Origin of the sequence: Acinetobacter sp. NIPH 298, assembly GCF_000369505.1 — a bacterium.
Taxonomy (GTDB): Bacteria; Pseudomonadota; Gammaproteobacteria; order Pseudomonadales; family Moraxellaceae; genus Acinetobacter.
Genome location: NZ_KB850055.1, coordinates 977,271 through 992,006, shown reverse-complemented (window position 1 = coordinate 992,006; position 14,736 = coordinate 977,271). Strand labels below are relative to the sequence as shown.

The window sequence follows — 14,736 nt, the reverse complement described above, 5'->3', positions numbered from 1 at the left end:
TATTTGAAAGAATAAAAGACGGATAGCGCATTTATAGGATAATGCATCCTATTTGTTGGCATAGACACCCGCCAACGTTCTTAGTCGGTTGCATTCTTATCCCAAAAAGCTTGGCGTATTTGTGGCATCGCATTCAAATGATTGATGATGTGTTGTGCCTCCTCTGCCTCAATTGAGGTAGCAATCAACGTCACTTCTATCTCCACTTCTTTTTCACCAAATGGCGTAACATCAATGTCTTTAGCTGGGTAATTATGATGTTTAAGCGTCGAATTTAGTTCATCCATCACCGCCTTACTATGACTGCGGTCGCAAACAATATAGATCACATGCAGCACTTCCGTTTCATCATCCAATGGGCGACGATCAATTGCATGCACGATGGGTCTCAATAACGTATTTGCTGCCAAGATAAATAATGTCGCCAAGATTGCTTCTATGATTAGGTCTGAACCCGCAGAAGCTCCCACTGCTGCCGAACACCATAAAGTTGCGGCTGTGTTTAATCCATGGATGTTTCCTTCTTGACGCATAATCACACCTGCACCCAAAAAGCCGATACCTGATACCACATAAGCAATCACTCGAACTGCCCCATCTGCACCGGTTAAATTGATTGCAATATCGACAAAAATCGCAGCACCCACAGCAACCAGCACATTGGTTCTTAATCCTGCGGTCCGTTGGCGATATTGTCTTTCAAAACCGATGAGTGCGCCCAAAATAAAGGCAACGCTAAGACTAATTAGCGTATCAACGGTATTGATCAAATCAATATTTTGTAGAAATTTTAATTGCATTAGATGCCTCTAATCATTATTGCCAGCCATAACAGCGGGTATACATATTTTTTGCCTATTGTGTTAGGCACACATAGGCAATCCAAACAATGGGTAAATATAGAAAACTTAGATGATAAAGAAATGAATTGTTATGGTGATGCAGGGGTGAAACTTAGCCCGAATCCAAACCATCGCTGTCGAAAATCATGGACACGATCACCAAAAGAGGCTGCTAAAGTTAAGACATTGGGAATAAGACTGTAATGCACAGCCGTTTGAAAGAGTGGCGCTTGACGATCTTGATTATAAGTTTCAACACTTAAAGCTAGACGGTCCGTTAGGGCATAATTTGTGGCAATACTCCACCGCAATAACCGTGCATGATCTTGAGCATATTGATATCCCAAGTTACTATGCAGCGCTAAACGTTGATCTAGAAAATTAAAACTTACAGGTACATTTAAAAACCAATCCAAATCAGTACGCTGTTCAGCCTGATCGTCTCTAGACAGCGTCAAACTGGTTGCAATACCCCAGTCATTTTCCATCGGTTTTACGACAGTTTTTACTTGTGCTGAAAAACCGCGTACCTGATCAAGCTCTTTAGTCGCATGATAGCCAATTGAAACTTCTAAATTCTGATTTAGATTACAGGCAGGTGTGACTTGATATGACCATGCACCGTCTTTTAAATATAAATAAGAGGTTTCTAATTGACAGCGATGAACGTCTGTAATTGAAGCATCGTCGGTATTTAATAATGGATCTGCTTTGCTCTTTTGAGTAGGCAGCAATAATCCACACAGCGCCAATATACCGATAACACCGTAACATTGAATGGAAGCATGAAAAAACATAGGCTTCTCCCCATTTTAGGTGAGAAACTAAACAGGTCGTATTCAAATACAATAAATTTTTGCTGATAGGTAAAAATTTTATAGAGGGGTTAATACAGTTTTAATCAAAGCTATCCCATTGCAAGATAGCCGACCTAAAAGGCTATATTGCTCAGTATTCGCTTTGGTTTAATTGATAACTAAACCCGAACCTCGAACAACTTCCCATTTAGGATCTCCGTTGAATAAACTCATCGGCATTATAGGGCGCGTTAACGTATAAACAAGCCCTATAATGTGAATTTTTTATGACAACGTAAAAAATTGAGTCTTAAAACGTTTTAAATTAAAGCTCTTTCACCACAACGGTTTTAGCCATTTTGTCATGCCAACCTTGCTTCTTTCGATCAAAAGCAATCCAGATCAAACCAATAAACAATACTAACGTTGCTGGAATATAGCCAATATAACGAATAATCCCTTGCAAGACCGAAACATGATTGCCAGTTTGTTCATCGAGAACTTTTAAACGTAGTAAGCGCTTACCTGGCGTACCAGCAAATTTTACCCAACAAAAAATGTAAAATACGGCAGATAGAATTTGCCCAATCCAATCAGTCCAAGACCAACTCGTACTAGTCAAATTATCCGTTACACTTGGCGACAACAGCATCATTAACGGAAATAGCACAGCTAATATAATAATCGTATCCAGAATTGCCGCACCTAAACGTATCCAAAATCCAGCATATTCGTATTTATCTGACATGTTCCCCTCTCTTTTTTGTTTATACAAAGTCAATGTTTAGAGATATTTTTTCAACAACAACTATAACATTGATCTTTAAATTTGTTTTAATTCACGGTCAAAAAACTCGACTGTACGCTGCCAAACCAATGCCGACTCTGGGCGATCTCGACTAACTGTACGAAAACCATGCGGCATTGGATACGTATAAGCTTCAACACGATCACCCAATTTCTCAATCAACTTATTACGCTTTTTAGCTGGGCAAAATGGGTCAAATTGCTCTGACCAATGTCCTTGTAATAGGCGAATTTCATCTAAAGATTCTGTTTTAGGTACGCCCGCTCCTTCAATCCCAAAAGAATGGTGATAAACAACAGGTGCTAACATATCTTCTCGCTTCGCCATTTGGATCACGTATCCACCTGTTAAACACTGCCCTAACATGCCTAAACGGCCATTTGACCTTGGATCGACTTTTAACGCATCTAACAACACATGAATTTCTTTATTAACATCACTGTCCGCGGCATTGCTACGACCTGCTTTAGCCACCATTGCTCGAATGCAATATTTGACTGCTCCGCCACTATATAAGTTCGGTACATAAACCAAATAGCCTCGATTTGCTAAATCTTGCGCATCTTCACGATAAGCATCAATCACACCATATAATTCATGCAGTAATAGAATTGCAGGTAATTTCTCATTCGTTTCGGCTGGTGCGTAAATCTCAACATCGATCTGTCGAGTGGGCAATGTGATTGTTTTTATTTCCATTTTAGTGATCTATGTTATATAAATTACATCCATACTATTTGTGACAATATTAATTGTCAAATAAAAAAGGATGTCTGACCACATCCTTTTTTACCGTCAAAGATTTTCTATCTCAATATAAAGTGCAATCAAAAGTTTTAACATTCAATCGAATTGACTGCTAATCCTCCTTTTGAAGTTTCTTTATATTTATCAGACATATCCTTGCCTGTTTCCTTCATGGTTTGAATCACTTTATCCAGCGAAATATAATGCTCACCATCACCATGTAATGCCATCTGAGCAGCATTAATCGCTTTCACAGCTGCAATTGCATTTCGTTCAATACAAGGCACTTGTACCAAACCACCGACAGGGTCACAGGTCAGTCCTAAATTATGTTCTAGTCCAATTTCGGCAGCATGTTCAACCTGCTCAGGCGTACCAGCTAAAATTTCAGCCAATCCAGCCGATGCCATTGCGCAAGCTGAACCCACCTCACCTTGACAACCTACCTCAGCACCAGAAATTGAGGCATTCAATTTACATAAAATACCGACGGCTGCTGCACTCAAGAAAAATCGAACGATGGTATCTTCAGACTCATCTTTAGAAAAGTTGACATAATAAGACAACACTGCAGGAATAATACCTGCTGCACCATTGGTCGGTGCGGTGACAACACGCCCACCCGCAGCATTTTCTTCATTGACTGCAAGTGCATATAGATTCACCCATTCCATCGCATTAAATGTTGTTGCAATCAAATTTTCATTTTCTTTTTTGAGTAAGCGTTGATGAATATTTTTTGCTCGCCGTTTCACATTTAATCCACCAGCTAAAATCCCCTCATGCTGCAATCCATTTTGGATACAGACTTGCATGACGTGCCAAATCTGCATAATTTTGGCACGTATTTCAGCTTCACTGCGCCAACTCTTTTCATTTTCCAACATCAAATGACTGATGCTACATTGATGGGTTTTGCACAACGCCAATAATTCTTTAGCACTCTGAAATGGATAAGGAACGACAGTATTATCTTCTATAAAACTTCCTTGATGAATGTGGCTTTCATCTATGATGAATCCCCCACCAATCGAGTAATACGTATTTTCATAAAGTGTATTTCCCTCAGCATCTTCGGTCTTTATCCTCATTGCATTTGGGTGATAAGGCAAAGCTTCATCTATAAAAATAATATCTTGACGAGGATCAAAATCGATCGCATGAATTGCATCTATTTTGAGTATTTTGGACTCAAACACATCCTCTAACAGAACTTGGCTAAGCGGAATATCAATAGTTTCAGGATCATTTCCCATCAAGCCTAAAAGTGTGGCTTTGTCTGTGCCATGTCCTATTCCTGTAGAAGACAATGAACCGTATAAAAAAATCTGAACTTTCGCAACCTTGCTTAAAATATTTTGGGATTTTAAGCTTTGAGTAAAACGATATACTGCTCGCATGGGTGCAACGGTATGTGAACTCGAAGGCCCAACACCGATTTTAAAAAGATCAAAGACGCTCAATGTCATATATTATTATCCTCTTATATCCAGTTTTTACTTTATTCTAAATCATGATCAACATGTGAAAAATATAATAAATTATGCATAAAAAAAACCACAACCGTCATCACGATTGTGGTTCTAAAACTTTCCAGTGCTTAAATGCTTAACAAGCTATTCAAAGTCTCTGAAACATTCTTCGATTTCACTTTCGGTTGCAGGGCTTTTAAAGCTTGTTGCACCTGACCTCGTTGCGGTTCAGCCAAGGTATACCAACGCGAAAGCACCTGTAATAAACGAGAACCCAAAATTGGATTTTTCTCATCTAAATATGCAGCGAGCTGAATAAAATGATCTACACCAAAACTCCATGTATTGACTGGGTTATTGGCCAAACCACCGCTGACTGAACGAATACGATTCGGAGTGGTTAAATCATAATCTGCATGTTGAGTGAGATATTCAATCGTTTTCGTTGTCGCACAAGGATTGGATGCTTGAATCGTAAACCATTGATCTAAAGATAAGGCTTCATCTTTAAAGCGATTATAGAAATCGTCCAATGCGGTTTGTGCTTGTGGCGCATCATTCCATACCAGTACGCGTAATGCACCTAAACGTTCTGACATATTCCGCGTGTTTTTATATTGCGCATCCGCCAACTCAAATACCGAAGCATCCCCTTGACGTGCCAACATACTTAACATGATATTTTTCAATGCACGGACACCCATTGCCAAAGAAAATTCTTTTTGCATATCTGGGTCTAAAGCTAAATAAGTATCTTTCCAGAAAGAACCTAGTTCTCGTGCTAAACGATTCAATACCGCTTCACGTTTCTCACGGATGAGTTCAGGTTCGTAACCTTGATCAATACGACTACCTAAATAATTTTCACTTGGCACATCAAACAAACGTGATGCGAGTAATGGATCTTTGTTTACCAATTCAGGCAAGGTGTTTTTAATCGCCTGAATATAAGTATCCACCTGATGATCTTCTAACAGAATACGCTCTAATAAGGTTTGAGTCGCTTGCCATTGGTTAAAACCATTGGTTTCGTGTTGAATCAAAAATGCAAGATCATCATTTGAATAGTCAAATACCAAATTGACTGGCGCAGAGAAATTACGCAACAACGATGCAACAGGTTGTTCAGTCACCCCAGTAAATTCGATCGTTGCTTCATCTTGATCAAACAAATACACGCCATCTTTGACATCATTTACAAACAGATCAGCACTATGCAAAGTGTATTGTTCGCCTGTATGGGCATTGAACAAAGCCAAAGCCACAGGAATTGGCACTGCTTTTAAGTTCGGATATTTGGGATGCGCTTTAAGGCTTTGTTTTAAGCTCAAACGATAGGTCTGTGTCGCCGCATCATATTCACCTTTGGCATCTAACTTTGGTGTCCCCGGTTGATTATACCAAGTAAGGAAGTTAAATAAATCAACACCAGAACCCGCACTTAATGCAGCAACCCAATCTTCAACTGTCACAGCTTGACCATCATGACGGTGGAAGTATTCGTCTGTACCCTGACGGTATTTTTCTTTGCCTAATAGGGTCGCCATCATGCGGTTAATTTCCGCACCTTTTTCATAGACCGTAGCGGTATAGAAATTATTAATTTCTACAAAATGATCTGGACGTGGCGGATGTGACAATGGTCCTGCATCTTCAGGGAATTGGTGAGATTTTAATACCGCTACATCATCAATCCTTTGTACCCCTGCTGATTGTAAATCTTCAGAGAAGGATTGGTCACGGAATACCGTTAAGCCTTCTTTTAGACACAACTGGAACCAGTCACGACAGGTAATACGGTTCCCTGTCCAGTTATGGAAATATTCATGCGCAATCACAGATTGTACGCGCATGATCGCGGCATCCGTGGTGAATTCTTCGTCAGCAAGTACACATGAAGTATTAAAGATGTTTAAACCTTTATTCTCCATGGCACCCATGTTGAACTGACTCACCGCCACAATCATATAATTGTCGAGATCATAAGGACGACCATAATGTTCTTCATCCCAACGCATCGAATGCTTTAATGCTTCCATCGCAATGTGACATTTTGGGATATCTTTTTCGATCGCATAAATTTCCAAAGCGACATCACGACCTTCTGAGGTGGTGTAACGATCTTTTAAGACTGCTAAATCACCAATCACACATGCAAATAAGTAACTTGGCTTCTTGGTTGGATCTTGCCAAATCGCATAGTGCCGACCTTCTCCCGCCTCACCTGTTTCAAGCAAGTTGCCATTGGCAAGCAATACAGGATATTTTTTATCGGCTTCCACACGGGTGGTAAATTCAGCCAAAACGTCTGGACGGTCTGGATAGAAGGTGATTTTACGGAATCCTTCAGGTTCATTCTGCGTAACGAATAAATCACCCGCTTTATACAGTCCTTCAAGCTGCGTATTTGACTCAGGATGAATGATCACTTGTGTTTGAAGAATGACCTCATCTGGTGCATCAGCGATCACTAATTGTTCTTCATCCAACTGATATTGATCAGCATTGAGGAATTGTCCATTCAGTTGAATCGACTTCAGCTCTAAATCTCGACCCAATAGCACCATTGCACCTGCTGCTTGACGCTTCATCACTAGTGTTGAATCAACAATGGTCTGATCGCTATAAACTTGAATATCTAAATGAATTGATTCAACCAAAAATGATGGCTTTTGATAGTCTTTTAAATAAATGGTTTGATCTGTTTGAACAGGAGGTTGAGCCGCGATATTCATCAGTATTCCTTATCTTTCATGATTTCATGTACATGGTCTTGTTGACAAGACTTCTTGAAGCGTCTTTTACTAGCATAAATTATGCCGTTTGGTCTAAAAATATCGCATTCAAAACAATTGTGGTTGCGATTATCTCAGATATCTGCACAAATCATACGCCAACAAATAAAAGCTGTCTGTAAGACCTGTCATGCGTTTAAAATTTTTATTGGGTTGAGAGCAAGTGTTTTCAAATAGAATTTGAAGAATCAGTCTATCGTTTAGACAAAATTACAACATCGTTTTCTACTATTAAATAAAAATGACAAAATCTGTGATCTTTATCTGTTCAACTTACATTCTTTGCTTAAGTCATACATTTTGTGCACGGTTATTGCTTATGTATTTATGCCAATCTAGGTGAATAAAATAAAAGCGAGGGCTATAACGATGGAATTAAAAGCACATTTGTATCGTCTAGAAAACATTAAAGCAATCCATGATCTTGCAACCGCAGGTGTTGATCATCATGTGATCTCTGTTTTTTTGTCCGCAGAAGGAATTGAGCTCACCACCTTAGAAGTAACCAATATTGTAAATACCTATGACGCACTTGGGAAAGAAAAAGTACCGAGTAAAAAAGTACAAGCACTGATTGCTGCCAAGAAAATCAGTCAGGAGGATGAAAACTTACCATGCCCTGTTTAACATTTCCGTTCTGACTCAATAAAAAAACCTCAAATCAACGTCTGATTTGAGGTTTTTTTCAAGAATAACTTATGGATTTGCGCTGTTGGTCCGAATCCAAACCACAGTACGTCCTAAAGCGGACACGCCCATATAACCACGCATACGGAGACGCTTACCTTCACCAGACACCACACCTTTGCCTTTGTATACACGTCCACTGGTTGCTTCCAATACAAGACCGTCAATATATGCATTTGGATCATTTGGATCTTGTCTAAATCCTGACAAAATTTCTAAACCAACAAGCGGCTTATTCGTGTGAGGCGCTGGACATTTGGTACAATTGCTCAACGAGATCCCATGCGCATTTGGATAACGATACACAATCTTGCCATTAAATTGTCCATTGTCACCTTTTCGAATTTCGATAATTGAAAGCTGTTGACCCGTTCTCTCTTCGATGCTTTTCCAATAACCCTCGATAGCGGCAGCGAAAGTCGTTGTACTTGCGAACGCAATACAAAGCCCCATGAAGACATGCTTATACATATTAACCCCGTTAAAAAGTAACCTATTTATATTTATAGATTTAATGATTAAAAAAATAGCATATTTAAAGAGAGCTTACACTGTACGCCCCAGTACTTGACTATATAAATTTTCTAACAATCAAATACGTACAGTGTAATTTTAAAATTATAATTTAAGGGTTAGCACTATCTGTTCGAATCCAAACCTGAGTACGTCCAAGTGCTGAAATCCCCATATATCCACGCATACGCATACGCTTACCATCCACACTTAGCTGCGCTTTACCCTTATAAATATTGCCTGTTTTTGGTTCAAGTATTCGACCATCAATATATTGATGTGGATTTTGTGGATCTTGTTTCAATCCCCAAGCGATTTGCAAACCCAATATGGGTTTATTTTTAAAAGGCTCAGGACATTTAACACAGTTCGTTAAAATGGTGCCACCACCAGGGACCGGATAGCGATAGGCTATTGTGCCCGTGTAAGTTCCATCCGTTTTCTTTTTGACTTCAATAATCGAAAGTAGCTCACCACTACGGTCATCAATACTTTTCCAGAAACCTTCTGGCGTTGCAGCATGACCTATTGCGGTAAATAACATCAAAGAGATCCCCATGATTCCATTCATGAGTAATTTTTTTTGCATACATTGCTCCATTATGCGACACAGATCCATCTGTTCTATATTTTCATGCCAATGCTTAGACTCAGTCAACCAAATATAAAAATATTTAATGGCTTAAATCCAAGAGAAACAGTAATTAATTCACACATTTATAGACAAACAACCATAGGTTTACATTCTACTATTTAATGCTAACTGCAATGTGCCAACACTTATATCGCAATATAATCTTTGCATCACTTCTGCTGTCAGCAATGTATAATCTTGTTTTTACAAATTGCAAGTTGAGTATCAATGGAGTTACAGATTCTACAAAAACAGTTAGATGAAAGTAGCCATTGCCCTTTATGTCAAGCATCTATGTTTTGGATAGAGGCAGAACAATACACCCAAGAATTCCAATTTCATGAGTGTAGTCACTGCCAACATCGGGTTTTTAGCAGCGATAGTAAATTGAATTGTCATTGTGCGCAGTGCACAGCTCAGCGTAAAAAACAAACGCAACAGACCCTGCTACAAGAAAAGCGTAAATACAAAATAAAAGATGACGTTATTTATGGCCTCAATCAGCTTAGTTTTTTACAAAAGTTGTTCTTGTTGAGCTTATTGGATAATTATGCCCGTGAAGATGTCCAACATGATGAACTCATCTATTGGAAGAAGATTAAATATCAGCACTTTACGCCCAATTACTTATTTCAACATCAAATCGTTCAAGAGTTACTCAAACTCGGTGTTTTAAGACCCCAAGATTCAGATATAGAAACAGAACACTTTTACTTAAATCTTCGTTTAGATGGTTATTCAGACCCAAGCCTGTTTAGTGTGGCACAACAATTACGCTATTGGTTTTATGAAAATCTGAGCTCAGGCATCCCATTTAAAAGTACGGATGAGGTGAAAGATGCACTCTATACGGTGCTATATCAGGAGATCATTCAGTTCATGCAGTTCTATTGCCGAACGTGGGGAATTCAGATTGCAGGCAATCGTCCTTTCCAAAGCTTCTGTTTTCGTTTGATGGAAGGACTCGCTGTGGGGCAGATTTATTATCTAATTCAAACTGCACTCGAATATCTTCATAAGCAAAAAGTGTTACAAGCTCGGAATGATAAATTTATTAACACCAATTTATTAAAAAAAACCTTAGAGCAGTATCGAGAACGTGCTTTAACCGAGCACTGGGAAACCTCAACATTACCAAGACCACATAACATTCCATTGAGTAAAATGAGTGAAATTTTATTATTTAAATTCTTGGGTTATGATGAAAGTGTCTTTTTTCAACCCGTTTGGAAGTCTTGGCGAAAAATAGAACCTCGTTTAAATTTCTATTCGGTAAAGCGTTGCATGTATTGTGGTTCAAATGATCTGATTGTGGATTACGATGCTGAAGAGTATGTATCCCTCATCTGTCGTCAGTGTAAACATCAAGATCATTATTTTACACGTTAAAAAATCAGGATTTACTATGTCACAAAAACAACAACTCATTGATCAAGTCATTCAAGCTTGGCACGCTTTACAGCAACAATCTCCATTGGTTCAATGTATTACCAATAGCGTAGCCAACAATTATGTGGCAAATGTGCTGTTGGCTGCGGGTGCATCACCAGCCATGATTGACAATCCCTTTGAGGCTGAAAGTTTTACCCAAATCAGTTCAGCGTTAAATATTAATGTCGGCACACCTACCACAGAACAAACCCAAGCAATGCTGATTTCAGCTAAGACAGCCCAGCAACATCAAGTGCCATGGGTGCTTGATCCTGTCGGTTATGGCGAGATTTTAAAATGGCGCAGTGAAACCGTGGATCAACTTCTCCAGTTTCAACCGACTATTATTCGCGGTAATGCCTCAGAAATGAGTGCACTCGCAGGTAATTTAACCCAATCAAAAGGTGTAGACAGCACGCTCAATAGCCAAGATGTGTATGCTCAAGCACAAAGTTTACTCCAACATACTGAATGTATCGCGATCTCAGGTGAATCTGACTATATTATTTCTAAGGAGCTCGACATGGTGATTCAGGTGAATGGTGGTTGCCATTTACAGCCGAAGATTACCGCAACTGGCTGTGCTTTAGGTGCATTAACGGCAGCTTACAGTGCTGTAAGTTCGCCAACCATTGCAGCACTTGCTTCACATATTCATTTCTCCATTGCTGGCAGACTGGCTTATGATCAAGCACAAAACGTGGGGAGTTTTAATGTGATGTTTTTGGATTATGTCCACATGTTAGATGAAAACTTAATACGCCAATACCATAGTATCCAATGTCTTGAATCCGTGTAATTCGCGTAGACATTTACAGATTGATATCACTTGAATAGAGGAATTTTATCTATGATGATTCATTTGATTATTCAACATTAATATTTTTGAATTATGAAACCATTTCTCACTCGAGTTGAACTTCTCAATACCATTCCAGATGACTTTCCGTTTTTACATCTTTATCCAATAGAATTTAAGAAAAATATCACGGTCATCACGGGTGAAAATGGAAGTGGAAAATCAACGATTTTGGAGGCGTTAGCGCTAAAATTTGGTTGTGCAGCAGAAGGTGGAAGTATCAATTTTAATTATAAAACTGAAGATACACATTTTGATTATAGCCCCCATCTGCGTATCCATAAATCTGCACGCAGGATCAAAGATATCTTTTTCTATCGATCGGAAACGTACTATAACTTTCTCACGGAAATGCGCCAGCTCGATGCAGCAGCCAGTTTTAGCCCACCTATACGAAATGCTTATGGTGGTAAAGATTTACACATGATGTCCCATGGTGAAGCAATGAAAGCGCTGATTGATCATCGTTTTCGAGCAGAGGGTTTATATATTTTAGATGAACCCGAAGCCGCCCTTTCGATTAGTAATCAAATCAATTTTATTGAAAAAGTGATCCAACTGAGTCAAGCAGGTGCGCAATTTATCATTGCAACACATTCACCAATCATCATGCTAATGCCAAATATTCAACTGTTACAACTTACTGAGAATAGCTTTAGAGAGGTCAATTTCAGTGATACGCATATTGCTTATATGTATAAAGAAATTCTGAACTCAAACGGCGAGTTTATTAAGCAGATCATTGATATTGATTGATTTTATATTTAAAAAACATTCGTTCTTCAAGGCTTGTTGCTGCTACAAGTGGAAGCGATCATCGCTGTTGCATAATGAAGCCTAGAATCTTCAAAACTAAGCTGTTGCCTTGAAATAATGTTCTCTTGGCATATCAATGACTTCAACGCAAAGCTGAATTGGAGATCCAATCTCAGCTTTCATATAGGTTTTTTGTTCAAGAATCGCCAACAGCGAATCACCTAAAGTTTTCTTCTGTTGTTCAGTTCGACCACTTAGCAAATAGAGTTTCAAATGGATATAAGCTTCTTGAGTTTCACCCAAACCAATCAAGAAAACCTCATCTTTGAAAATTCGAGACTTGATATCATTTGCACTAAATAATGCTGTCTCTGACAAAGCTGTATTGACTTGTTTAAGTAATTTTTGCTGATCTAAACTTGTTAAATTTGCTGAATAATTTGCAATGATATGTGGCATTCTTCGATCCTACTCTACAAACAACAACGCCAAACGTACTTGATCATACGCCATTCTAGGACTCGTTGCTTCCACGATTGGGCGTAGTTTGATAGAACCATCATCGGTAAAATGCTCTGGATTCTTTCTTTTATGCAAACGTTTATAAATCTTACGCACTTCTTCAATCACTTCTTCCCCTGGGCTCGCCACAGAAATATCTAAGCTCTGCTCTTTATGTAATCGCGCCAAATGATTGATAATCGTGGCAGGTGTTAAACCACGTTCATGTGCAATATCTTCAATCTCATAGCCTTCTTCAAATAAAGCACGTGTTTCATCTAAAGTGGCTGCGGCATAACTCTGTTTACTGCCTTTTGAAAGTTTCTTTTCATTGCGATTGATTTCGGTCGCGTTTAATGTACCGCCGCAATGCCGAATAAATGCATTGTGCTGAGTGGTCAGATCCTCATTTGCAAAGTTTGTTTCTGCTTCATCAGACAATTCCTGAAAACGGCGGTCTGCTTTGATTGCCAAGCTATCTAGTGCTAAAGCCTGCTCATTAAAACCCAGTAACCGAAGACCCGTGAGCGATTTTAATCGTGATAATGCAACATAGCCCTGACCTTTTTCAAAGGTATTGGTGAGGTTAATTTCTGCCGCTTCTAGGGTCATCCCCTGACTTTTATGAATGGTAATCGCCCAAGCTAAACGCAAAGGGATTTGCTGAAAACTGGCAATGGCTTTACCCGCCTCATTTTCAATCGACCAAGTTTCAGGTTCAACCAACAAAGTCGTGCCATCGGTGAGTTTAACTTTAGGCAACAAGCCTTGTTTATCGTCATCTTCAAAACCAATCACCTCACCTAAACTGCCATTGATATATCCCATATCAAAGTTGTTTTTTACAAACATGACTTTGGCGTGTTTTTTCAAGGTTAGTTCTTCAGGTGCACGTACAGAAGATTTTAAGGTTTCAATCAGTTTTTCATTACCATCGATAACTGCATTGAATTGGTGACTTTCGTTCTCGATACCATTTAAATGTTGATAGTTGATATTATCAACATCCATATTGTGCGTATATAAACGGGTGAAAGTGTCGCCAATATTCTGCTGGCGTGATTGTTGTAAAGCCGTAATATGATCTGGCTGAATATTTTGTGCGCGAATGGCATTCAAAATCTGATTCAGAATTTCATCGTCCTGACGATGTTGTTCGGTTAAATAGCATACTCGAAACTTTGCCTCTACCCACGCATCCGACATAAAGCAAAATTTATCTCGATTTGCTTCACCATTACGTCCGACTGGAGGCAACTGAAAGAAGTCACCCGCTACAATCACTTGTATGCCGCCAAAGGCTTCATCACTTTCTTTAAAGTATTTTAGAACTTGATTGACTAAATTAAGTTGCTTGGCGTGCAACATTGAAATTTCATCAATAATCAGCACTTGGGCATTTTCTAAATGTTCTTTTAGATATTTTCGTTCTTTCATTCGTTTGAGGTCATCATCACTCAAACGATCTTTAATACCAATCCCAGCCCAAGTATGAATGGTCATACCGTTCATATGTGTTGCAGCAATACCCGTTGAAGCAGTGATTGCAACAGGGACTTTACGTGCTTTCAAATAATGAATGTATTGATTCAATGTATAGGTTTTACCTGCACCCGCCGAACCAGTTAAAAATACATTTTCACCTGCTTTTAAAAGTTTCAGTGCAGTCTCTTGTTTCATAATTACCTACCTTCTCGCAGCACATAGCTTAACGAGTTTCAATAAAAAGTGAAACGGCGAAGCCAAATTTTATAGAAAACATCACTCAAACCGTACGGATAAATCAGGAATATTCTTTGGTAGGTCTTTGGTAGGTAGCAAAAATTTGATGCAATCACAATACTGGGTTCATGGTGCAACGCACCATCTATAACAAACAATGGACTTATGGAAG

General features: G+C 38.9%; 14 protein-coding genes. 4 read left to right on the top strand and 10 right to left on the bottom strand.

From position 1 onward, the window contains the following. Nucleotides 1-80: 80 nt before the first annotated feature. The 6 genes from F903_RS09675 to pepN all read right to left on the bottom strand — a co-directional run bounded on the left by F903_RS09675 (nucleotide 81) and on the right by pepN (nucleotide 7,401). The gene (locus tag F903_RS09675; protein WP_005196657.1) at nucleotides 81-800 is read right to left on the bottom strand and encodes an MgtC/SapB family protein; all 720 of its coding nucleotides are present in this window, start codon (nucleotides 798-800) and stop codon (nucleotides 81-83) included. A 131-nt stretch (nucleotides 801-931) separates the two neighbouring features. Next, a complete protein-coding gene (locus F903_RS09670; RefSeq protein WP_005196655.1) occupies nucleotides 932-1,639 on the bottom strand; it encodes a hypothetical protein in 708 nt (235 codons plus the stop codon). A gap of 325 nt (nucleotides 1,640-1,964) precedes the next feature. Next, complete coding sequence (locus F903_RS09665) at nucleotides 1,965-2,387, bottom strand: RDD family protein (protein WP_005196654.1); 423 nt, start codon at nucleotides 2,385-2,387, stop codon at nucleotides 1,965-1,967. A 75-nt stretch (nucleotides 2,388-2,462) separates the two neighbouring features. Then, the gene (locus F903_RS09660) at nucleotides 2,463-3,146 is read right to left on the bottom strand and encodes a dienelactone hydrolase family protein (RefSeq protein ID WP_005196653.1); all 684 of its coding nucleotides are present in this window, start codon (nucleotides 3,144-3,146) and stop codon (nucleotides 2,463-2,465) included. Between the two features lie 137 nt (nucleotides 3,147-3,283). Further along, a complete protein-coding gene (locus F903_RS09655) occupies nucleotides 3,284-4,663 on the bottom strand; it encodes an L-serine ammonia-lyase (protein WP_005196650.1) in 1,380 nt (459 codons plus the stop codon). Nucleotides 4,664-4,794: 131 nt separating this feature from the next. After that, nucleotides 4,795-7,401: an aminopeptidase N gene (pepN, locus tag F903_RS09650; RefSeq protein WP_005196648.1), complete on the bottom strand. Its 2,607-nt coding sequence runs from the start codon at nucleotides 7,399-7,401 to the stop codon at nucleotides 4,795-4,797. Nucleotides 7,402-7,830: 429 nt separating this feature from the next. On the opposite strand from pepN, the gene F903_RS09645 reads away from it, so the two are divergent. Further along, a complete protein-coding gene (locus F903_RS09645) occupies nucleotides 7,831-8,088 on the top strand; it encodes a hypothetical protein (RefSeq protein WP_004671629.1) in 258 nt (85 codons plus the stop codon). A gap of 69 nt (nucleotides 8,089-8,157) precedes the next feature. On the opposite strand, the gene F903_RS09640 is transcribed toward F903_RS09645, so the two are convergent. Beyond that, nucleotides 8,158-8,619, bottom strand: coding sequence for a DUF2147 domain-containing protein (locus tag F903_RS09640; protein ID WP_005196645.1), 462 nt, complete (start codon nucleotides 8,617-8,619; stop codon nucleotides 8,158-8,160). 154 nt (nucleotides 8,620-8,773) lie between these two features. Continuing rightward, complete coding sequence (locus tag F903_RS09635; RefSeq protein ID WP_005196643.1) at nucleotides 8,774-9,250, bottom strand: DUF2147 domain-containing protein; 477 nt, start codon at nucleotides 9,248-9,250, stop codon at nucleotides 8,774-8,776. 273 nt (nucleotides 9,251-9,523) lie between these two features. Between F903_RS09635 and F903_RS09630 the strand changes: the two genes are divergently transcribed. The 3 genes from F903_RS09630 to F903_RS09620 all read left to right on the top strand — a co-directional run bounded on the left by F903_RS09630 (nucleotide 9,524) and on the right by F903_RS09620 (nucleotide 12,341). Next, nucleotides 9,524-10,684: a hypothetical protein gene (locus F903_RS09630; protein WP_005196641.1), complete on the top strand. Its 1,161-nt coding sequence runs from the start codon at nucleotides 9,524-9,526 to the stop codon at nucleotides 10,682-10,684. A 16-nt stretch (nucleotides 10,685-10,700) separates the two neighbouring features. Further along, nucleotides 10,701-11,525: a hydroxyethylthiazole kinase gene (thiM, locus tag F903_RS09625; protein ID WP_005196639.1), complete on the top strand. Its 825-nt coding sequence runs from the start codon at nucleotides 10,701-10,703 to the stop codon at nucleotides 11,523-11,525. A gap of 93 nt (nucleotides 11,526-11,618) precedes the next feature. Further along, a complete protein-coding gene (locus F903_RS09620; RefSeq protein WP_004671636.1) occupies nucleotides 11,619-12,341 on the top strand; it encodes an AAA family ATPase in 723 nt (240 codons plus the stop codon). A 96-nt stretch (nucleotides 12,342-12,437) separates the two neighbouring features. On the opposite strand, the gene F903_RS09615 is transcribed toward F903_RS09620, so the two are convergent. After that, nucleotides 12,438-12,800 (bottom strand): 5-carboxymethyl-2-hydroxymuconate Delta-isomerase, encoded by a 363-nt coding sequence (locus F903_RS09615; protein ID WP_005196637.1) that lies wholly within the window; start codon nucleotides 12,798-12,800, stop codon nucleotides 12,438-12,440. Between the two features lie 9 nt (nucleotides 12,801-12,809). Then, nucleotides 12,810-14,522 (bottom strand): AAA family ATPase, encoded by a 1,713-nt coding sequence (locus F903_RS09610; RefSeq protein WP_005196636.1) that lies wholly within the window; start codon nucleotides 14,520-14,522, stop codon nucleotides 12,810-12,812. Between the last annotated feature and the right edge of the window lie 214 nt (nucleotides 14,523-14,736).